This is a genomic window from Sphingosinicella soli, assembly GCF_014199685.1.
Taxonomy (GTDB): domain Bacteria; phylum Pseudomonadota; class Alphaproteobacteria; order Sphingomonadales; family Sphingomonadaceae; genus Sphingosinicella; species Sphingosinicella soli.
Genome location: NZ_JACHNZ010000015.1, coordinates 25,574 through 46,419, shown reverse-complemented (window position 1 = coordinate 46,419; position 20,846 = coordinate 25,574). Strand labels below are relative to the sequence as shown.

The following is a 20,846-nucleotide window of genomic DNA, read 5'->3' as shown; positions in this document are numbered from 1 at the left end:
CCGTGAGCTTGGTGGGTGAGTCACCGGCCGCATTCATACTGGGGGAGGGGAATCCATATGTCCTACAACAATAATACCAACGTCGGCCGTATCGTTCTGATGGCTGGTGCGAGCCTACTAAGCTCCGCCGCGTGGGCGCAGCAGGAGGCACCCGTAGCCCTGCCGCAGGCCGAAGAGGCGCTTGGGTTGGACGAAATTTTAGTGACCGCGCGCCGTAGAACGGAATCGCTTCAAAGCGTTCCGGTATCCGTGACCGCGCTGAGCAACGAAAGTCTGCGCGCGCAGAGCATCCAGCGCGTCACCGATCTGACGACCACGACGCCCAATCTCACCGTCAGCAACCCGAACGGCAGCGCCACCTCGACGATCATCGCGATCCGCGGCCAGGTCCAGACCGACATCATCTCGACGCTCGATCCCTCGGTAGGCACCTATGTCGATGGTATCTATCTGGCACGGCCTTATGGCGCCAATATCGATCTGGTCGACGTCGAGCGGGTGGAAGTACTCAAGGGACCGCAGGGCACCTTGTTCGGCCGCAACACGACCGGCGGCGCGCTCAACATCATCACCGCGGACCCCAAGATGGGCGAGTTCTCCGGACTGGTTCGCGCAACCTATGGCAATTACGAGCAGACCAATGGCGAAGTCGTGCTCAACGTCCCGCTCAGCGATAAGATCTCGTTCCGCGGCGCGGGGCAATATGCCCATAATAAGGGTTTCGCCAAGAACCTCTTCGACGGCAAGCGCCTCGGCTCGGACAATAGCTTCAGCGTACGCGGCAAGCTGCGCGCACAGCCGGCCGACGCCCTCGACATGGTGCTTTCGGTCAGCCATTTCCGCGTCAACCAGGCAACCAACCCGCAGCGCCTCATCGAGTTCGAGCCCGGCGGCATCGCCGAAATCTATGTCGGCCTGGTAAGCGGCGGCACCGATGACATCGCCAACTACGTCAACCTGCCTTTCTATCAGACCAGCCTGGGTTTTCCGCATAAGTCCTATGCGCGGGCGACCAACGCCCAGTTGACGTCGACGCTCGATACCGGCATCGGCACGTTCAAGAGCATCGTCGGCTATCGTGCTACCGATGCCCATTCGAGCATCGATCTCGACGCCACGCCCTATCAGATCCTAGATACGAGGACTCGCATCAAGGGTTTCGAGCAATATTCTGGTGAGCTGAATCTGACGTCCGCGGCGTTTAACGACAAGCTGGTCTTCACCACTGGCCTCTTCGCCTTCTACGAAAGCGGCAATGACGGTTCATCAACCATCGCCCTGCCGTTGTTCTCGCCAGGTACCAGCGACACCTACGTCGATGTCACCGCGACCTCCTATGCAGCTTACTTCCAGGGCACGTTCAGCTTCACCGACCAATTCTCCTTCACGGGCGGCATCCGCTATTCGACCGATCACAAGACGATGTCCCCCACCGTCAGGAACAATGTCGGCACCCCGCTTGAAGCCTGCGTCCTGCCGATCGGCTTTCAGGGCGATAATTGCCGCACCACCTTCAAGCGCAGGGACAATGGCGTCTCTTACACCGCCGGTCTCGAATATAAGCCCGTCGCCGGCATCCTCATCTACGGCAAGACCAGCCGGGGTTTCCGCTCGGGCGGCTTCAACCAGCGTGGTTCGACTTTCATCGAAACCTTCGCCGGGTTCGAGCCCGAGGAGGTCACCGACTATGAACTCGGCTTCAAGTCCGACCTGTTCGATCGCCGCGTCCGCCTGAACCTCGCAGCCTTCTACTCGGACTATAAGAACATCCAGCGTTCGACCCCGGTGGCGCTCGCCGGCGGCGCGATCGGCACGATCGTCGGCAACGCCGCCAGCGGCCATGTCAGTGGCGGCGAAGCGGAACTCACCGTGCTGGTCGCCGACGAACTGCGCCTTTCCGGCCGCGCCGGATACACCAACGCCAAATATGACGAATATCCCTACAACCAGATCGACCCGTTGGGTGTCATCACCGTCCTCGATCGCTCCAACGAGCCCTTCCAGAACATTCCCAAATGGACGCTCGGTGGCAGCATCAACTATAACCGCACAATCGGTTCCGGAACCTTCAACGCCTTCATCGACTATTCCTACATCTCGAAACGCTACGGACTGTTCGGCGTCCGCGCCGATGATCCCGATGCAACGGCGATCTCCGCCAGCAAGGTAGTCATGGCAGGCTATGGCCTGATCTCGACCCGGGTGTCCTATGCGATGGACAGTGGCCTGGAGCTCGCAGTGTTCGCCCGCAACCTCGCCAACAAGAAATATGACGATTATAAGGAAGATCTGGTCCCGTTCGGGTTGGGCTTGGTCAACCAGCAGTCCGCACCGCCACGCCGCTACGGCATCGAGGCAACATATCGTTTTTGATCAACCAAAGGAGTGGGACGAGCGTGGCCACAGTCAACGAGCCTAGAGCAGGAACGGGCGGAGCGCGCCCAACCGACGAAATTCTTCTCAAAATTTACAAGAAGGTCACGCTGATCCGCCAAAATGACAACCGCTCGGTCGCTGTGCTCAAGGCAGGTCGGCTGTCGATGCCCTATTATAGCCCGCGCGGGCAGGAAGTGATTCCCTCCTCGGTATCAACCGCGCTGCGGGATGACGACTATATCTGCACCATTTATCGCGGCATCCACGACATGCTCGCGAAGGGCATGCCGCTTCGCGATCTGTGGGCGGAAATTGCGGGTCGCGTCACCGGCATCTGCAAAGGCAAGGGCGGCCCGATGCACCTAACCTATCCGGACAAGGGCATCATGGTCACCACCGGCATCGTAGGCAGCTCGATGCCTATCGCCAATGGCCTCGCCTGGGCATCGCAGATGGACGGTAACGACAAGGTGACGGTCGCCTATTTCGGCGATGGCGCCTCAAACATCGGCGCGTTTCACGAGGCGCTCAACCTCGCAGGTCTTTGGAAGCTTCCGGTGGTGTTCGTATGCCAAAACAACCGTTTCGCCGAGCATACCGCCTATAACAAGAGCACCGCCGCCGACCGGATCGCGGATCGCGCGATCGGCTACAACATGCCCGGCGTGCGGGTCGACGGCAATTCGCCGGTCGAGATGTACCAGGCCGCGAAGGAAGCGATCGACCGTGCCCGCGCCGGCGGAGGCCCGACGCTGATCGAAGCGATGACCTTCCGCTTCTCCGGCCATGTCTATGGCGATGACGACGCCTATATGGACCCTGTCGTGAAAGCCGAATATGTCGCCGCCGATCCGGTGCCGCGTTTCCGGTCCTGGCTGATTTCAGAAGGAATTGCCACGGACGAGCATCTCGGCGCGATCGAGAGGGCGATCGAGGCCGATCTGGACGACGCCGTATCATTTGCCGAGACATCGGCCTTCCCCGGACTCGAGGAACTGGAGCGAGATGTCTTCGCTGGGGAGATCGCAGCATGAGCGCCGCTGAAAAAATCAATATTCTGCAGGCGGTTAACTTAGCCCTTGCCGACGCCATGGCCGACGACGTCAAGGTCGTCGTGCTTGGCGAAGATGTCGGGGATCCCGAAGGCGGCGGCGTTATCGGAATTACCCGGGGCCTGTCGACGCGGTTCGGCGAGGCGCGCTGCCGCTCGACGCCGATCGCGGAACAGGCAATCATCGGTGCGGCGATCGGCGCCTCGCTCGTGGGCTACAAGCCCGTTGCCGAGATCATGCTGATGAACTTTACGGCCGTGGCGATGGACATGATCGTTAATCATGCCGCCAAGCTTCGTTACATGTCGGGTGGACAGACGAGCGTCCCGATCGTCATCCGCACGATGACCGGCGCGGGCTTCTCCAGCGGCGGACAGCACAGCGACTATGTTGAAGGCTGGTTCGCGCACACCGCCGGCATGAAGGTGGTCGCGCCGTCGACCGCCGCCGATGCTTATGGCCTGATGCGTTCGTGCATCGACGATCCCGATCCCTGCCTGTTCATCGAGAACATCCCGACCTACTGGCTGCCTGATACGCCACCCGAGTCCGGTAGCCGCACACTGCTAGGCCAAGCGAAGGTGACACGCGAAGGGACCGATGTCACGATCGTTTCCTATTCACGCGTCGCCAGGGAAGCGCTGGCTGCGGCCGAGGCCCTCTCCGGGGAGGGAATCTCGGCGGAAGTCATCGATCTGCGGACCATCTCGCCCTGGGACAAGAAGACCGTGCTGGCTTCGGTCGCGAAGACCAAGCGGGCCATCGTAGCGCACGAAGCGCTGCGTTATTTCGGTCCCGGCGGCGAAATCGCCTCGACGATCAACGAGGAACTGTTTTCGAGCCTCAAGGCCCCGGTGAGCCGGCTTGGCGCCCCTACCACTCCCGTTCCCTTTTCCAAGCCTCTCGAAGACGCGTTTATGGTGGGAAGCAAGGAAATCGTCGCGGCGGCAAAGGCCCTTGTCGCTTATAAATGAATTAGGACGGTGGCGCGTCACGGCACCCGTCCTCCCCGTGACGTATGCGGAACAACGGGCGCCAGTGCCAGGCAGACGACTGAGAGGAGCATCATGAACCCCCCGGCCAATTTCGACCTCGGCTATGATGCTATCGCTCCGCGGATTACCGATGCGGCAGACCAGGAACGGTGGGATGAAGCCTGCGATGTCCTAGTCGTCGGCATGGGCATCGCCGGCGTCTCTGCCGCTCTCGCGACCTCCGAAACCGGCGGCGGAAGGTCGGTTCTGGTGATCGACAGGTTCAATGGCGGCGGGTCGAGTAGCCTGAGTGGTGGCGTAGTTTATGCCGGCGGTGGCACCAAGGTGCAGCGCGAAGCCGGCGTCGACGATCCGACCGAGGCGATGCTGGCTTATCTGGTCGAGGAAACCGGCGGTGCTGTCAGCACGGAGACACTGCGCCGCTTCTGCACCACTTCGCCCGAAATGATCGAATGGCTCGAAGGCCATGGCGTGCGCTTTTCCTCAAAGGTCGCGCCGCGCAAGGCATCCTATCCGACGCGCGACGGCTATCTTTACCTGTCGGGCAATGAAACTGTGCAAGTTTATGCCGATCATATCCCCGCTGCCCCCCGCGGCCATCGCGTCGTTGCTGCCCCCAATCTGTCAGAGCGCTTCCTGTACCGGGGCGGCGCCAGCCTGATGATGACGCTCATCCGCGCTTTGCGCGCAGCGCCGGGCGTCCGCGAGATACTCCATTGCCGGGTCGACCGCCTGGTCGTTGACAAGGCCGGGCGTGTCGTCGGCGTCGATGTCTATCAGATCCCGGTCGGCTTCAACGCCTGGCGCCATGGCAAGCTGCAACGTATCAGTTCGCATATCGCGCTGGGCGACAGCAAGCTCGCGAAATGGGCGTGGCGCAAAGCGGCTTCGATAGAGAAGCGTCACGCGCGCCGCCGTACGATCACTGTCAGAGAGCGCACGATCCTGGCCGCCGGCGGCTTCATGCGCAACCGCGCAATGGTGCAGCACCATGCCGCAACTTATCTCGACGCAACGCCGCTCGGCGCACAAGGCGATGTAGGATCGGGCATCAGGCTTGGTCAGGGCGTCGGTGGTGTTACCGCCTATATGGATAGCGTGTCGGCATGGCGCTTCATCAATCCACCCTATGTCTGGATGCGCGGAATTATGATTTCTCGCCGTGGCGAGCGGCTGACCAATGAAGAGCAATATGGCGCTCGGCTCGGCGCCGCATTGTTCGAAAAGGCCGAAGGTCGCGGCTGGCTGATTCTCGACAGCAAGATCGTCGAAGACGGCGAGCGTGAACTAAAGCTACCCGAGACTTGGATATTCCAGCGAATGATCGCCCGCGCGATGCTGAAAAACGGAAAGAAGGCCGTGACTGTGGCCGATCTCGAGAAGCAGCTCGAGATCACCGATGGTGGGCTGCAGAAGGCTGTCGAGCGCTACAATCAGGATATCGCCGCGTCTGCGCCCGACGAATTCGGAAAATCGCGGGACCTATGTGCTCCATTGTTGACCGGGCCATTTTATGCCGTCGATGTTTCATCAGATGTCGCCGGCTCGCCGATCCTGGCGATCAGCCTCGGCGGACTGGCAATCGACGAAAACACCGGTGCCGTGCTCGGGACCGACAACAAGCCCATTGCCGGCCTTTTTGCTGCCGGGAGGTCGGCCGTCGGATTATGCTCGAAGAGCTACATCAGCGGGCTGTCGCTCGCCGATGGGATTTTCTCCGGCCGGCGCGCCGGCTCTTTTATTTGCCAATAATGCTCTTGAAGCGATTCAAGTTTCGCGCAAACTTGGTTTCCAAGGACTGGAAGGCACTTTGCTCCCAAAGAGCACGACGCTTGCCGCTACGACCCACTTGTGGAAGATATGAGGATATAGAGATGGCCACTCTCCGTCAGGATCACATCACGCCGCTGCCTAGCGAATCCTTCCTGCCCAAGGAAGCCTATCTCAGCCGCGAATTCGCAAAGCGCGAGCGCAAGCATATGTGGGGCAAGGTCTGGCAGATCGTCGGCCGCGAGGAAGAGCTTAGCCGCGTTGGCGACTATCTGACCTACAATATCGCCGATGAGTCCATCATCGTCGTCCGCAGCGCCGAAGACAATATCAAGGCCTATTACAATGTCTGTCTGCATCGTGGACGGCGCCTGACCAACGGTTGCGGCCGGACCAAAAAGTTTTTCTGCCGCTATCATGGCTGGCAATGGAATCTCGACGGAACCAACGATGAAGTGGTCGATCGCGCGGATTGGGGCACCATCCTCAACGACGAAAATCTGCGCCTCGGCGAGGTGCAGATCGACAGTTGGGGCGGTTGGCTTTTCATCAATATGGATCCGGACGCAAAGCCGCTTCTCGAATGGCTCGGCCCACTGCCCGATGTTTTCCGCAAGCATGATCTCGAGAATTTTCGCTATGGATGGTATCGGACGGTATCGCTTCCCTGCAATTGGAAGGTCGCCCTCGAAGCCTTCATCGAAGGCTATCACGCCACGACCACGCACCGGCAGACGCTCAACTATTCGGGCGACGATCGATTCTTGTGCGAATCCTTCGGCCCCCATTCGCTATTCCGCTTCCGCTCTGCGGATCGCCTGCCGGGTCACCCGTCGCCGCGGCTGAAGATGGCAGCGCCGACCGACATGCGTGAAGCGCTTCTAGGCAATCTCGAGCAGCTCAATGTCGAGCTGGACGCACTAGTCACCAAGCGCGCGGTGGAGGCGGCCCGGAGGATGAAGGAAAAGCTCACCGAGTCGGCGACAATCATGGAGGCGATGGTCACCTATATCGAGATCCATCGCGAGCTGGCCGAAGCCGATGGCGTCGCATGGCCCGATCTGAACTTCGACGACATCAATATGATCGGGGCAGCCTGGCACATTTTCCCGAACATCTCCCTGCTCGCTACCCATGACGGCCTATTGATGTATCGCGCACGCCCCGACAGCGACGATCCGGATACCTGCGTCCTTGATATCTGGTCGATCGAGTCTTTCGCCCCAGGCAAGGAGCCCAAGGCGAAGCAGGAGATTTACGAAAAGTGGCAGGACGGCCCGTGGCCGCGTATCTACACACAGGACTTCATCAACCTGCCCGACGTGCAGAAGGGCATGAAGTCCGACTATTTCAAGGGTGGCCGTCCCAACCCGCTCGCGGAAGCGACGCTGACCAACTTTCACAGTCACCTTTACGACATGCTAAAGGCGTGAGGGCATGATGCCGGATATCGCTGCGCCGCTTTTCCAGCCCTATCGACTGGGCACTTGCGAACTGCCTAACCGTATCGTCATGTCGGCCATGACACGGATGTTCGCCAAGGACGGGGTCCTCGAAGACCGCGTCGTCGATTATTATCGGCGACGCGTCGAAGGCGGCGTCGGGTTGATCATCTCCGAAGGCGCGGCGATCAACGGAATCGGTGCCTATTCCGCTGCGGTGCCGCATTTTTATGGCGATGCCGCGCTTTCCAAGTGGAAGACGATCATCGACGCGGTCCATGCGGCCGGAGGCCGGATGATGCCACAGCTATGGCATGCGGGCCTAGCGAGAATTCGCAATCAGAGCGCCGATCAGGACCTGCCGTCCGTTGGTCCGTCGATGGTTCATCCTACCGTCGGAGATGTCTCCGGACAGCCTGCCCCGCCCTTTCGCGCGCTGAGCGAAGCGGAAATCGGCGAAACGATCGACCAATATGTCGCTGCGGCTCTTTCCGCCCAACGCCTCGGCTTCGATGGCGTGGAGCTCCACGGCGGTCACGGCTATCTGATCGATCAGTTCCTGTGGAACGAAACGAACAAACGCACCGACGGATTCGGTGGTCAAAATCTCGCCGAGCGTGCGCGCTTCGGTATCGACCTGATCAAGGCCATCCGCGACAACGTCGGCCCGGACTTCCCGATCGGGCTGCGCTTTTCGCAATGGAAATCACCCGATTTCTATGACACCCGCCTCGCCGAGACGCCTGCCGAGTTGGAAACCCTGCTTACGCCGCTCTCGGATGCAGGGCTGAGCTTCTTCGACTGTTCCACCAGGCGTTTCTGGGAGGCAGAGTTTCCCCAATCGGGTTCCGATATGAATCTGGCGGGATGGACGAAGAAGATCACCGGCAAAACGGCGATCACCGTCGGTTCGGTCGGTTTGAGCGATGCGTTGGACGTCACATCGCATCATGCATATGGCCAGGACGGCGCGGCCCGCACCGGATCATCCGCCTCGGCGGAGCAGTTCGCGAAGTTGATGCACATGTTCAATCGCGGCGATTTCGACCTGATTGCCGTCGGGCGGGCGCTCATTGCCAATCCCGATTTCGCGAACAAGGTGCGCGATGGCCAGTTAGCCGAGCTCAAACCCTATCGCATGGAAACTTTAACCGAACTCATCTGATCTGGCTCGCAGTGCGAACTGCACCTCGTCTGCGGTAGCCCGACGCGCCGAGCGCCTTCGCCAATCTCATCTTGTCGCCAAGGGACCGCATCATGGTCGTTACATGGTTGTCACCGATCGACACCATATAGGCAGTTCGATACCGAAGCGGCATTGGGATCCAGTGTGGATTGTATTGGAGGCGGTCGTGGTTCGCCGATAGGCTGCTGGCAACAGCGTCGCGAGCGCAGCAGATCAAGCGGGCATCGACAACGCTCCGGCTACGCATAACGCATGCGGCCGCTCGTCGGAACTCTGTGTCGACACATAGTGGCGGCTGGCAAAAAATGGATGACAGGAGATCAGCATGTCGACAGTAGCGGAAACCCTCGCGCGGCTAGCCCCGTTACCTCCCAGCGAATTTTCAGAGTTCGGCGATGTCGAGGTCGTGCCGTTGACGCGCTATCAGCAGCTCTCCGGGGCTTTTCTCGGCAGGAACTGGGTGACCATCCCGCACGTCACTCACCATGACGATATCGACATCGATGGGATCGGTGCACGCAAGGTCGCGTGGGAGCAAGCTCATCCGGGAGCGAAGCTCACGCCGGTCGTCGTGCTGATCAAGGCGCTGGCCGAAGCTTTACGAGGCTATCCGCATTTCAACGCGTCGCTCGGTGACGACGGCAAAACGCTGATCCTCAAACGGTATTTCAACATCGGTGTCGCGGTCGATACGCCCAAGGGTCTGTTGGTGCCGGTGATACGCGGCTGCGACGCCAAGTCGCTTGGGGAGATTGCAACCGAACTGACCGCCTTGTCGGACAAGGCACGCACGAAGGGTCTGTCCATGTCGGACATGTCCGGCAGTTCGATCGCGCTCTCGTCGCTCGGCCATATCGGTGGCACCGCGTTCACGCCGATCATCAACGCGCCCGACGTCGCCATATTGGGTGTATCGCGCAACCGGAGCACGCCGTTTCCGGGAGACGGCGGCGCGATCGCATGGCAGACGATGCTGCCGCTCTCGCTGAGCTATGATCACCGCGTCATCAACGGGGCCGATGCCGCCCGGTTCGTCCGGCTGCTGGGCGAACTGGTGAACGACGACACGCTCTATCAATGAACATGCGATCATTGGCGCTCTCGATGGCTGACGCCGGTCACTTCAGCGGAGAAGCGATATGAAGCTATTCGGCGGTGAACTGGCGTCGCTTGAAGCGGTGGAGCTCGCCGAGACGACGGCGGCGATTCCTCTTGCAGAGTTGCTGAGCGTCAGCGAAGCAATGACCATCGAGGCGCATGGCCCGCTGGTGACCTATTCGCGGAAGATATTCGTACCGCTAACCCAGCTATGCCGGAACGTCTGCCACTATTGCACCTTCGCAACCACGCCGCGCCGCAACGCAAAGAGCTTTCTGACGCGGGAAGAAGTTCTGGCGATCGCGCGGGCGGGCCAGGCGGCCGGCTGCCGCGAGGCGCTGTTCACTCTCGGCGACCGGCCGGAGGACCGCTACGCGGCAGCGCGGGCGGCACTGGACGCGCTGGGACATCTGAGCACGCTGTCCTATCTTCGCGAGATCGCCGGCGAGGTGCTCGCCGAGACCGGGTTGCTACCGCACCTCAACGCCGGGTTGATCGGCGATGCCGATTATGCGGCGCTGCGTCCGGTATCGGCATCGATGGGACTGATGCTGGAAACGGCTTCCGACCGATTGTCGCACCCTGGCGGCCCGCATTTCGGATCTCCCGATAAAGAACCCGCGCGGCGGATGGAGGCCATTGCTGCAGCCGGACGAGCCGCAGTTCCGTTCACCACCGGGCTGCTGATCGGGATCGGCGAAACCCGGCTCGAGCGGATCGAGGCGCTGATCGCGATCCGCGATCTCCATGCGCGCTACGGGCACATTCAGGAAGTCATTGTCCAGAACTTCCGTGCCAAGAGCGGTACGCGGATGGCGCAGCATCCCGAACCGTCCCTCGCCGAGCATCTCTGGACGATCGCGATGGCGCGGTTGGTGCTGGGCCCGGAAATGACGATACAGGCGCCGCCCAATCTTCGCGCGCCCGATGAACTGGCAGCCATATTGCGCGCCGGGGTGAACGACTGGGGCGGCGTCTCCCCGGTAACGCCGGATCATGTCAATCCCGAGGCCCCCTGGCCGAACCTAGAGACGCTCGACCGCGCCACATTGGCGGCGGGACGCGTCCTCCGCGAGCGGCTGGCGATTGGTCCGCGTCATGCTGTTGAGCCCGATCGGTGGCTCGACCCCTCATTGCGATCGGTCGTCCGGCGAACCATCGATGGGCGGGGCCTGCCGGTAACCGATGTATGGCACCCGGGGAACGCAGTGCCGATGGCGGTGCCGTTACCTTCGGGCCGGACGATCGCGACGAAGCTGCTCAAGGATATCGTCGCGGCGGCACGCGCCGGCGAGCGGCTGACGGTCCCAGCGATCGTCAGGCTGTTCGAAGCCGAGGGCGCCGATGTCTCGCTAATCGCGGGGGCGGCAGACGAGTTGCGCCGATCGGTGGTCGGCGACGACGTGACCTTCGTCGTCAACCGGAACATCAACTATACCAATATCTGCGTATACAAGTGCGGCTTCTGCGGCTTTTCGAAGGGAAGCACGCGCAGCCAGCGCGGCACTGCCTATCGGCTCGATCTCGATGAAGTGGCGCGGCGCGTCACAGAAGCGGTGGAAAAAGGTGCGACCGAAATCTGCCTTCAGGGCGGGATCCATCCGAGCTATGACGGCAACACCTATATCGACGTACTGCGCGCCGTCCGAGGTGTGGCGCCCGACATACATATCCATGCCTTTTCGCCGCTGGAGATAAGCCACGGCGCGAGGACGCTCGGCATACCCCTGGAAGACTTTCTCAACCGCGCGAAACAGGCAGGGCTTTCGACCCTACCGGGTACGGCAGCCGAAATCCTCGACGATGATGTCCGAGCCATCGTCTGTCCGGACAAGCTGAGCGTCGCGGAATGGCTCGAGGTGATGCGAACCGCGCATTGTATAGGCCTGCGTTCGACTGCCACAATTATGTTTGGCCATGTCGACAGCTATGCGCATTGGGCCCGCCATCTGCTCGCCATCCGCGATCTCCAGCAGGAAACCGGCGGTTTCACCGAATTCGTGCCGTTGCCCTTCGTGCACATGAACACTCCGATATGGCAAAAGGGTCTGGCCCGATCTGGGCCCAGCGCACGCGAAACGTTACTGATGCATGCCGTCGCGCGACTCGTGTTGCATCCGCTCATACCGAACATCCAGGTCAGCTGGGTTAAGCTCGGCCGCGAGGGCGTTATCGCGGGATTGCAAGCTGGTGCCAACGACATGGGCGGCACTTTGATGAACGAGTCGATCACTCGCGCTGCGGGCGGCGTGAACGGTCAGGAGTGCGATCCCACCTGGATGACTGAGGTCGCGCTATTGGCCGGACGGATAGCCCACCAGCGAACGACATCATATGGTCGCGTCAATCGAGGCGCAGCCTCGCCGACCTTCGCCATGCACAGTTCACGATAGGAAAAGTTCATTGGAAAAGCGCGAAATCATCGCCATCGTGGGCGGCACTGGAAAGCTCGGCGCAGCGATCGCCGGACGCCTTGCAAAAGCTGGGCGTGAGGTCATCATTGGCTCAAGGTCGGCGGAAGCCGCCGAGCAGATGGCTTCGAAGCTAGGCCTCGGGCTAGCGGGCCGCACTAATCGCGATGCCGCCGCCGCCGCGGAGATCGTGATTGTAGCAGTACCTTTCGCGGCGCAGAAGGATACGCTCGCCGAGATCGCGGCGGATGTCGTCGGCAAGATCGTCGTCGACACGACAGTGCCGTTGATGCCGCCCAAAGTGATGCGCGTTCAGTTACCGCCCGAAGGCAGCGCCGCGGTGCGGGCGCAGACATTGCTCGGTGATCAGGTAACGGTCGTATCAGCGTTTCACAATGTCGCGGCCCACAAGCTCATCACCAACGCCGAGATCCAATGCGACGTATTGGTGTTTGGGGACGACAAGGAAGCACGGGAGAAGGTCGTGGCGCTCGCCACCGAGATGGGCCTTCGCGGGCTGCACGGCGGCGCCTTGGTCAATTCGGCCGCAGCCGAGGCGATGACGTCGGTTCTAATCTTCCTCAACAAAACCTATCAGATCGATGGAGGCGGGATCCAAATTACCGGCATCTGAGACGGTCGCTCAATCGAGGCCCGCATAGCCGTTGTCAATCACGATCCGGGCTCAGAAAAGGCAGCGGTAGCTCCCCTTGTTCGGTCCTAGCCGCCATATCGATGTGCTGATTCGCTCGCTCGGCAATACTGACGCCGAAAACCGCGCGTCAAGGCGACGCAGCCTGTTACCGTCCGTCGCAGAGAGCATCGACGATGGCCGCACCCGCTGTCCCATATGTGCACAGGCCGTGATCCAACGGCTCGTGGCGATCTTGCGCGTCACACGCGCAAAGTTCCCTTAGGATCGTCGGGTGCGAGAACGGACCAGGCATCGTCCACCGCGGCGAGCAGCCGCGCAGTCGCTTCGCCGCACCGGCTCCCCTCAGAGGTTAGCTCCATCGAGCGCGATGAGCGGTCGAATAGGCGGCGGCCGAGCACTCCCTCGAGCCGAGAAATAGCCTTGCTGACGGTGGAGGGCTTTAACGACAATGCCCGCGCAGCGGACGAAAAATCTCCTTCAGCTACGACCTGAGTTCAGCTACGACCTGAGCAAAGATGGCAACATCCCTCCATGGCGGCGCCATTTGTGACCGATCATCATAGCAGCTTCGCGTGGTGCGGGGTGGTCACCGCGCACCGTAGCTGCAACACCCGGCTCATGGCACAAGACATCAGCAAAGTGGCATATCAGCTGCCACAACCGGGCGGTATGATCGCCGATATCTTCACGTCCGGCGGGTTGGACCTGGAGCCGGGACTGGGTTCCACAGTCGGACGACGTTTCGTTCAAACCGCTGATCCTGAACCTCAGTCAGAGCTATTATCTCAGCATTCTGCGCGCGCGCCGCTCGGGCGTACCTTCCCATCACCGGTAGAGCGGCCCAGTCCATGCTTTCACGTTGCGCGGTGGCTGGCGCTATCTTGAGCATGATTGGGTCGCGTCGGCCGGCGACTATACGTTCGAACCCGCAGGCGAGACTCACACGCTGATCGTCCCCGAGGATATCGCGAAAATGGCAACCCTGTTCCACGTCACGGGCGGCTATACCTATATCGACCCCTGGGGAAACGCATTGGGCGGGGCGCCGACTACGCCCACCGCTTCGTGCGTTAGCGGCACAGTCCAGAAACGGGCTCCGCGACGATCATCTGGCAGGCCGGGCGGCTGTCCTCCTGTCCGCGTCTACGGTGTTGCAAAAAATGTAGGACATTTTATAACATTCGACAATGGCGAAGATTCGAAAGAGCGATCACGGATGATGACTTCGGATCCGGCCGACGCGCCTCTGTCGCCCGCTGCTGAGGCCTGGTTGGAACGGCATGTCGACGGATATAGCGGCCCGGGCGTCCTAACCAAATTCGGCTTCGGCCAGTCCAATCCGACGTTCCGGCTATCGACGGCCTCGGGTGACTATGTGCTTCGCCGCAAGCCCTTGGGCAGGTTACTGGCCAAGGCCCATGCGATCGAGCGTGAATTTCGCGTATTGAGAGCGCTCGACGGCGGAACCGTCCCGGTACCGCGGGCACATGCACTGTGCGAAGATCCCTCGCTACTCGGCGCCCCCTTCTTCGTGATGGATTTTGCAGAGGGGCGGATCTTCTACGATCAGCGACTGCCGGGCGTCGCACCCGACGAACGCGTAGCGATTTTTGACGGTATGAATGCGGCGGTTGCCGGTCTCCACAGCATCGATCCCTTTGCGATCGGACTGGAAGGCTATGGTCGGCCCGACAATTTCGTCGAGCGTCAGGTGTCGATCTGGACGCGCCAATATCGGGCAAGCGAGGGGGAGGCCATCCCCGCGATGGAGAGGCTCATCGACTGGCTGCCCCGCCATCTGCCCCGCGAGCAGCCCGTCCGCATCTTCCACGGCGATTTGCGCCTCGACAATATGATCTTCCACCCGACCGAACCGCGGGTAGTAGCATTGCTAGATTGGGAACTATCGACGCTCGGCGATCCGGTCGCCGACTTCGCCTATCACATGATGGTCTGGCGGATCGGCGCAGATCTGTTTCGCGGCTTTGCTGATCTCGATCGAGCATCGCTCGGCATTCCCGAAGAGGCGGATTATTTAAGGCGCTACTGCGAACGTACCAGCCGTTCTGAACTCCCGCACTGGAAATTCTACTTGGCGTTCAGCCTGTTCCGGGTCGCGGCCATTTTGCAGGGGGTATCGCGTCGGGCGCAGAACGGCAATGCAAGCTCAGACGACGCAGCTGAAGTGGGCGGGAAGGCGGCGCCGCTGGCCGCGATCGGTTGGGAAATCGCCGGGAGTTAAGCATAGTTATGAGCTTTGTGTCGCCGGATCGGTCACGATCCTTTTAGATGGCTGCCCGCAGTGCAGCGATCGCCCGCGCGATATGGGCCTTGGCGGCATTTTCTGCAGCGGCCGGTTTGCCTGCCATCACCCCCTTGGTGATCCGACGATAATCATCATGACGATGGCGGTGCGTCACCGCCATCTCAGCGCGGAACTGCGTACGGATCAGGTGGATCTGCACCGTCGGAAGAATTCGCTTGAGTTCAGCATTGCCAGACACATCGGTCAGCGTTGCATAGAAATGGTCGCGCGCCAGCGCATGTTCGGGGGCGTTGCTGGCCGGATCGAAATGCACCAGCCGATTGAGCGCGGCGTTAAGTCGCTCCGAATCCTCCACGCCCGCGCGCTCGGCAGCGAACCGTGCCGCTATCCCGACCAGCGACTGAACGATCACCAATATTCCGATCGCCTCGTCCCGGGACAATCGGCGGACCTGGGCACCGCGTTGAAGCGTCAGCGAGACGATACCGCTTGCGGCGAGGCGATTGAGCGCCTCACGCACGGGGCCCCGGCTCACGTGCATACTCTTGGTCAGGTCGATTTCTTTCAATCGTTGTCCTGGTGTGTAGCGCCCGTCGTACAGCCCGCAGATGATACTGCGGACGACCTGCTCGCGCGGGCTGCGACTGTCATCATCCACCCGGTGCGGTGCGCCAGCCTGGCTTTCCCTTGCCACCGGCAAAGCCGGCGCGGACTCGTTACTTGAGAAGCGCGGGGGGACGGAATCGCTCGCCATAAGCTTCCTGCATGATCTCTTGCGCCTGAACGCACAAGCTCAAGGTGACCGCGTCCATCAGCGCGAACGGGCCCATCGGATGGCCCAGCCCCAATCGGCATGCGGTATCGATATCCTCTGGAGTCGCGACGCCTTCCTCCACCAAACGGACCGCCTCAATGATAAACATGTGCAGCATACGATTGACAGCAAAGCCCGCAACATCCTTGACGCGGATCGGCGTCTTGCCCACGGCTGCCATCAACCGCATCGCAATGCTTATCGTTGCCGGCGCGGTCTCGAAGCCCGGAATCACTTCGACCAGCTTCATGCGAGATACCGGCGAAAAATAATGGGTGCCGACGAAATAGGGCCGCCGCGCTTGCGGCAAGAGGCCGGCGAGTGTCGATATCGGAATCGTCGACGTGTTGCTCGCGATGAGGCAATCGGGGCGGCACACGCAATCGAGCTCGGCGAGTATGGCGGCCTTGACGTCCTGTGCCTCGAACACCGCCTCGGTCACCATGTCGACCCCGGCATAGTCGTCGAGCCTGGTGGTGGTGCGGATACGCTGCAGCGCCCGCGCGATTGTGTCGGCGGTATAGAACCCCCGCTCCACGCCTTTTTGCAGCAGTATCGCCAGCCTCGCCGTCGCGCGCTCGAGGCTGGCTTCGTTGCGATCGTTGTGCAGCACGTCATGGCCGGCGAGCGCGAAGACGAGTGCGATTTCCGCACCCATCAGTCCTGCTCCGACGACGCCTATCTTTTCCATGGCTCCGAATCCGAATCCGCTATTGATGGGTGGGGTTCGGCCACAGGCCTTCGGCGGCCATCCTTTCGGCCTGCACGAGCGACAGCACGTCGGCATCGCCACCGGTGCGCGCCGGATCGATGTTCTGGTGGCGGCGGATCTCGAGGCGGCCGATCTGATTGCGGTGCACCTCGTCGGGCCCGTCGGCGAGGCGCAGCAGCCGGGCGTTGGCCGCGGCGGCCCCGAGCAGATGATCGTTGCCAGTGCCGCCGCCGCCGAACATCTGGATCGCCCAGTCGATGATCTCCTGCGCCATCATCGGTGCCGCAACCTTAATCATCGCGATTTCCTGACGGGCGGCCTTGTTGCCGACGGTATCCATCATCCACGCCGCTTTCATAGTCAGCAGCCGCGCCTGCTCGATCATGATCCGCGCCTCGGCGATCCGCTCGAGCGTCACGGTCTGCTCCGACAGCAGGCGGCCGAAGGCGGTGCGCTCTGCCGACCGGCGGCACATCCGCTCCAGGACCCGCTCGCTCAGCCCGATCAGGCGCATGCAGTGGTGGATACGGCCCGGCCCGAGCCGGCCCTGTGCGATCTCGAAGCCGCAGCCCTCGCCGAGCAGCATGTTCGTCGCGGGCACACGCACATTGTCGAAGGTCACTTCGGCAGCGCGATCGGGCACGCCGTAATAGCCGAACACCGGCAGCGCGCGGACGACGCGGACGCCGGGCGCGTCCTTGGGCACAAGGATCATAGACTGACGGCGATAGCTGTCCGCATTGTAGGGATCGCTCTTGCCCATGAAGATTATGACGCGACAACGCGGATCGGTTGCGCCAGTCGTGTACCATTTGCGACCGTTGAGGACATACGAGTCGCCGTCGCGGACGATCGAGCTGCCGATGTTGGTGGCATCGGACGACGCCACCTCGGGCTCTGTCATCGCGAAGGAGGAACGCGCTTCGCCAGCCAATAGCGGCTCCAGCCAGCGGGCCTTCTGCTCGTCAGTGCCGTAGCGCAGGATGGTTTCCATATTGCCCGTGTCAGGCGCCGCGCAGTTGAAGATTTCGGGGGCGAACAGCGAGCGGCCCATGATCTCGCATAGCGGCGCATAATCGACATTGCTCAGCCCGTCGCGCGATTCGGCAATCGGCACGAACAGGTTCCACAGCCCCGCCGCCTTTGCGAGCGGCTTCAGCTCCTCGACGACCGGATAGATCGCCCAGGGGCCGAGTCGCTCGGCCTCCAGATAATAGCGGCGTTCGTTGGGATAGATGTGCTCCGCCATGAAGGCCTCGAGCTTGTCGGCAAGTTCGAGGCTTCGTGCGCTGCGGCTGATATCCATTTCAAAATCCTCTGGAGATGATAAAACGTCCTACATTTTTTGTCCTAGTCCAACAAGCCGCTTCTGTTGAAAGGTGCGTGACGCACGCATGACGGTAATGCTTTTCGGGCATCGAATGCGGCAAATATTGCTATTGGAGTGTTCAGTCTTATTGCTCGATGAAGGTTAAAAGCGCGGCAGTGCCAAGAGGTCCGCTGCTATTCGGAGGGGCATATGGATTTCGACGCGGAGCTGGCGGATCGGCTTGCGATCCAAAGCGTACTGAGCAGCTATTGTCGCGGTATCGATCGGCTCGAAGGAGACAGGATAGCCGATGCCTATTGGCCGGACGCGATCGACGACCATGGCATCTTCGCCGGCACCGCCACCGATTTCGTGCCGTTCATATTGCGCTACATGGCCGATGCCTATTCGAGAACGGCGCACAGGCTCGGCCAGTCCTATATCGAATTCTCCGGGGACGAGGCCGTCGCCGAAACTTATTTTGCCTCACAGCATCGCCTGCGCGACGATGAAGCCCGGATCGAGGCGGTGGACGGGCGATATGTCGATCGGCTGCAGCGCCGCGATGGCGTCTGGAAGATATTCCGACGGCTGGTGGTGATCGATTTCCTGCGGGAGCATGGGGATGGCGCATCGCGGCTCGCCGATATCGAGAGGTTGACCGTCGGGCGTCATGGCGACGACGATCCCTCCTATGCGATCTTCGCCAATCTGAGGGAGAGCCGGTCGTGAAGGCGCTGCTCAGCAGCGTGCCGGGAGGGCCTGAAAGTCTTGCCATCGGCGAACGTCCCGATCCGGTGCCGGGAGTCGGTGAAGTGCGCCTGGCGGTGCGGGCCTGCGCGATCAATTATCCAGACGTGCTGATCATCGAGGATCGCTACCAGTTCAAACCCGAGCGGCCCTTCTCGCCGGGCGTCGAGGTGTCGGGCATCGTCGAGGCGCTGGGTCCCGATGTCGATGGTCTGACGGTCGGGCAGCGGGTGATCGCGAGCGTGGGCTGGGGCGGACTGGCCGAAAAGGTCAATGCCGAAGTCGGCAAATGCGTGTCGATGCCCGACGACGTGCCGTTCGACGTCGGGGCATCGCTGCTTGTCACCTATGGTACGAGCTATCACGCGCTCGTCGACAAGGCGGCCATCGCGCCAGGCGAGACGCTGTTCGTGCTCGGGGCTTCCGGCGGCGTCGGTCTCGCCGCGGTCGAAATCGGGCGTGCGCTCGGCGCGCGCGTCGTCGCCGGGGTCTCGACCCCCGAAAAGGCGGAGATCGCACGTGCAGCTGGCGCGTCGGACGTCGTGATCTATCCGACGACTCCCGACGATCCGCGAGCGCTTGCAGCGCTGTTCAAGTCAGCGCTACCGTCCGGCGCGGACGTGATCTACGACGCCGTCGGTGGAGGCTATGCCGAGCCCGCGCTGCGCAGCATCGCCTGGGAAGGACGCTATCTGGTGATTGGGTTCGCGGCTGGCATTCCGGCACCGCCGTTCAACCTGGCCTTGCTCAAGGGCTGTTCGATCATCGGTATCTTCTGGGGTGCCTGGCTGGAGCGCAATGCGGGCCAGCACCAGCACAACAATCAGGCCCTGTTGCAGATGTATCGCGATGGCCTGATCAAACCGCTGATCTCGGAGCGTTTTCCGCTCGAACGTGGCGGCGAGGCCATTCGCCGGCTCGCCGATCGCAAGGCGGTCGGCAAGCTGATCGTCATTCCCTGACCGGTTGCGGTCCTGTCAAGAACGCCTGCACATGAAAACCGATGCCATTCGGATCAAGAACCCGGCCACGCTCGACAGCCTCCGTCTCGCCACCTTCGAGGTTCCGGAGCCGGGCCCGCGCGACGTGCTGATACGGGTGCGGGCCAGTTCGCTCAACCATCACGACTATCTGGTCGTCACTGGCGGCCTGCGCAGCGAGGACGGCCGCATCCCGATGTCTGACGGCGCCGGCGAGGTCGTGGCAGTCGGCAGCGCGGTAGACGAATTCGCGGTCGGCGATCATGTGCTGGGGACCTTCTTCACCAACTGGCAGGACGGCACGCTGCTGGACGGCGGCTTCCGGCCGGTCCCCGGCGATGGCTGCGACGGTTTCGCGGCGCGTCATGTGCTGATGCCGGCATGCGCCCTCACCCGCATGCCCGCCGGCTATGATTTCGTGCAGTCCGCGACCCTGCCCTGCGCTGGCGTCACCGCCTGGCGCGCGCTCATGGTCAATGACCGGATGAAGGCTGGCGAGACGGTGCTGGTGCAGGGCACGGGCGGCGTGTCGATCTTCGCGTTGCAACTGGCCAAAGCCGGCGGTGCGACGGTGATCGCCACCTCGTCGTCCGACGAGAAGCTCGCCCGGCTGAAAGCGCTCGGGGCAGACCATCTGATCAACTATCGCACAACCCCCGAATGGGGCACGACCGCTGCAGCGCTGACCGGGAAAGGCGGTGTCGATCACGTCGTCGAGGTGGGCGGCGTCGGCACCTTGAGCCAATCGATCGTCGCCGCGCGCAACGGCGGGCACATCGCCCTGATCGGCGCGCTCACCGGGCGCGAGGGTGCGGTGCCGACCGCGCTGATCATGCGCAAGCAGATCCGCCTGGTCGGCCTGACCGTCGGCAGCCGCGCGCACCAGCTCGAACTTATTCAGGCCGTTGAGGCGACCGGCATCCTGCCCGTCATCGATCGCAGCTTCCCGCTCGAGGAGCTGGCCGATGCGTTCCGCTATCAGGAAACGGGCCGCCATTTCGGCAAGATCTGCATCACGATCTGAGCCGCG

General features: G+C 61.8%; 16 protein-coding genes and 1 pseudogene. 13 read left to right on the top strand and 4 right to left on the bottom strand.

The window, feature by feature from the left end:
• Positions 1-57 precede the first annotated feature (57 nt).
• From GGQ98_RS07955 to npdG, 9 genes are all read left to right on the top strand, one after another.
• Positions 58-2,373 carry a TonB-dependent receptor gene (locus GGQ98_RS07955; RefSeq protein ID WP_184067671.1) on the top strand — a complete coding sequence of 772 codons (2,316 nt, stop codon included), beginning with the start codon at positions 58-60 and terminating at the stop codon, positions 2,371-2,373.
• Positions 2,374-2,453: 80 nt separating this feature from the next.
• The gene (locus tag GGQ98_RS07950; RefSeq protein ID WP_341534162.1) at positions 2,454-3,410 is read left to right on the top strand and encodes a thiamine pyrophosphate-dependent dehydrogenase E1 component subunit alpha; all 957 of its coding nucleotides are present in this window, start codon (positions 2,454-2,456) and stop codon (positions 3,408-3,410) included.
• On the top strand, positions 3,407-4,402 hold the full coding sequence (locus tag GGQ98_RS07945; RefSeq protein ID WP_184067668.1) for an alpha-ketoacid dehydrogenase subunit beta: 996 nt from the start codon (positions 3,407-3,409) through the stop codon (positions 4,400-4,402). Before GGQ98_RS07950 ends, GGQ98_RS07945 begins: the two co-directional genes overlap by 4 nt.
• 93 nt (positions 4,403-4,495) lie before the next feature.
• Positions 4,496-6,175: an FAD-binding protein gene (locus tag GGQ98_RS07940; protein WP_184067665.1), complete on the top strand. Its 1,680-nt coding sequence runs from the start codon at positions 4,496-4,498 to the stop codon at positions 6,173-6,175.
• Positions 6,176-6,180: 5 nt separating this feature from the next.
• Entirely contained in the window at positions 6,181-7,626 is a 1,446-nt protein-coding gene (locus GGQ98_RS07935; protein WP_184067662.1) for an aromatic ring-hydroxylating oxygenase subunit alpha, read from the top strand.
• Positions 7,627-7,630: 4 nt separating this feature from the next.
• Positions 7,631-8,800: an oxidoreductase gene (locus tag GGQ98_RS07930; protein ID WP_184067659.1), complete on the top strand. Its 1,170-nt coding sequence runs from the start codon at positions 7,631-7,633 to the stop codon at positions 8,798-8,800.
• A 346-nt stretch (positions 8,801-9,146) separates the two neighbouring features.
• Positions 9,147-9,902 carry a 2-oxo acid dehydrogenase subunit E2 gene (locus GGQ98_RS07925; protein ID WP_184067656.1) on the top strand — a complete coding sequence of 252 codons (756 nt, stop codon included), beginning with the start codon at positions 9,147-9,149 and terminating at the stop codon, positions 9,900-9,902.
• Positions 9,903-9,960: 58 nt separating this feature from the next.
• A complete protein-coding gene (gene cofH / locus GGQ98_RS07920) occupies positions 9,961-12,312 on the top strand; it encodes a 5-amino-6-(D-ribitylamino)uracil--L-tyrosine 4-hydroxyphenyl transferase CofH (RefSeq protein WP_184067653.1) in 2,352 nt (783 codons plus the stop codon).
• Positions 12,313-12,322: 10 nt separating this feature from the next.
• The gene (gene npdG, locus GGQ98_RS07915) at positions 12,323-12,964 is read left to right on the top strand and encodes an NADPH-dependent F420 reductase (RefSeq protein WP_243451766.1); all 642 of its coding nucleotides are present in this window, start codon (positions 12,323-12,325) and stop codon (positions 12,962-12,964) included.
• 260 nt (positions 12,965-13,224) lie between these two features.
• Here the strand turns inward: npdG and GGQ98_RS18930 are convergent.
• A pseudogene (locus GGQ98_RS18930) lies at positions 13,225-13,464 on the bottom strand (LysR family transcriptional regulator); the annotation flags it as partial.
• A gap of 737 nt (positions 13,465-14,201) precedes the next feature.
• On the opposite strand from GGQ98_RS18930, the gene GGQ98_RS07905 reads away from it, so the two are divergent.
• On the top strand, positions 14,202-15,227 hold the full coding sequence (locus GGQ98_RS07905; RefSeq protein ID WP_184067644.1) for a phosphotransferase: 1,026 nt from the start codon (positions 14,202-14,204) through the stop codon (positions 15,225-15,227).
• A 43-nt stretch (positions 15,228-15,270) separates the two neighbouring features.
• Here GGQ98_RS07905 and GGQ98_RS07900 read toward each other — a convergent pair whose 3' ends face one another.
• Genes GGQ98_RS07900 through GGQ98_RS07890 form a run of 3 tightly spaced genes read right to left on the bottom strand, consistent with a single transcriptional unit; the run spans position 15,271 to position 18,083 of the window.
• Positions 15,271-15,909, bottom strand: coding sequence for a GntR family transcriptional regulator (locus GGQ98_RS07900; protein ID WP_184067640.1), 639 nt, complete (start codon positions 15,907-15,909; stop codon positions 15,271-15,273).
• A gap of 58 nt (positions 15,910-15,967) precedes the next feature.
• Positions 15,968-16,756: a 3-hydroxyacyl-CoA dehydrogenase family protein gene (locus tag GGQ98_RS07895; protein ID WP_184067636.1), complete on the bottom strand. Its 789-nt coding sequence runs from the start codon at positions 16,754-16,756 to the stop codon at positions 15,968-15,970.
• Positions 16,757-16,775: 19 nt separating this feature from the next.
• Entirely contained in the window at positions 16,776-18,083 is a 1,308-nt protein-coding gene (locus tag GGQ98_RS07890; RefSeq protein ID WP_184067633.1) for an acyl-CoA dehydrogenase family protein, read from the bottom strand.
• Between the two features lie 213 nt (positions 18,084-18,296).
• Here GGQ98_RS07890 and GGQ98_RS07885 point away from each other — a divergent pair, with 213 nt between their 5' ends.
• Genes GGQ98_RS07885 through GGQ98_RS07875 form a run of 3 tightly spaced genes read left to right on the top strand, consistent with a single transcriptional unit; the run spans position 18,297 to position 20,840 of the window.
• Entirely contained in the window at positions 18,297-18,818 is a 522-nt protein-coding gene (locus tag GGQ98_RS07885) for a nuclear transport factor 2 family protein (protein ID WP_184067630.1), read from the top strand.
• The gene (locus GGQ98_RS07880; RefSeq protein ID WP_184067627.1) at positions 18,815-19,798 is read left to right on the top strand and encodes a zinc-binding dehydrogenase; all 984 of its coding nucleotides are present in this window, start codon (positions 18,815-18,817) and stop codon (positions 19,796-19,798) included. Before GGQ98_RS07885 ends, GGQ98_RS07880 begins: the two co-directional genes overlap by 4 nt.
• 31 nt (positions 19,799-19,829) lie before the next feature.
• Positions 19,830-20,840 carry a zinc-dependent alcohol dehydrogenase family protein gene (locus GGQ98_RS07875; protein ID WP_184067624.1) on the top strand — a complete coding sequence of 337 codons (1,011 nt, stop codon included), beginning with the start codon at positions 19,830-19,832 and terminating at the stop codon, positions 20,838-20,840.
• Positions 20,841-20,846: the final 6 nt, after the last annotated feature.

Excerpts from the sequence above, each read along its gene's own strand:
- GGQ98_RS07875 (WP_184067624.1), top strand. The coding sequence starts at position 19,830 with ATGAAAACCGATGCCATTCGGATCAAGAACCCGGCCACGCTCGACAGC.
- GGQ98_RS07945 (WP_184067668.1), top strand. The coding sequence starts at position 3,407 with ATGAGCGCCGCTGAAAAAATCAATATTCTGCAGGCGGTTAACTTAGCC.
- cofH (WP_184067653.1), top strand. The coding sequence starts at position 9,961 with ATGAAGCTATTCGGCGGTGAACTGGCGTCGCTTGAAGCGGTGGAGCTC.
- GGQ98_RS07925 (WP_184067656.1), top strand. The coding sequence starts at position 9,147 with ATGTCGACAGTAGCGGAAACCCTCGCGCGGCTAGCCCCGTTACCTCCC.
- GGQ98_RS07905 (WP_184067644.1), top strand. The coding sequence starts at position 14,202 with ATGATGACTTCGGATCCGGCCGACGCGCCTCTGTCGCCCGCTGCTGAG.
- GGQ98_RS07895 (WP_184067636.1), bottom strand. The coding sequence starts at position 16,756 with ATGGAAAAGATAGGCGTCGTCGGAGCAGGACTGATGGGTGCGGAAATC.
- GGQ98_RS07955 (WP_184067671.1), top strand. The coding sequence starts at position 58 with ATGTCCTACAACAATAATACCAACGTCGGCCGTATCGTTCTGATGGCT.
- GGQ98_RS07940 (WP_184067665.1), top strand. The coding sequence starts at position 4,496 with ATGAACCCCCCGGCCAATTTCGACCTCGGCTATGATGCTATCGCTCCG.
- GGQ98_RS07930 (WP_184067659.1), top strand. The coding sequence starts at position 7,631 with ATGATGCCGGATATCGCTGCGCCGCTTTTCCAGCCCTATCGACTGGGC.
- GGQ98_RS07885 (WP_184067630.1), top strand. The coding sequence starts at position 18,297 with ATGGATTTCGACGCGGAGCTGGCGGATCGGCTTGCGATCCAAAGCGTA.
- GGQ98_RS07890 (WP_184067633.1), bottom strand. The coding sequence starts at position 18,083 with ATGGATATCAGCCGCAGCGCACGAAGCCTCGAACTTGCCGACAAGCTC.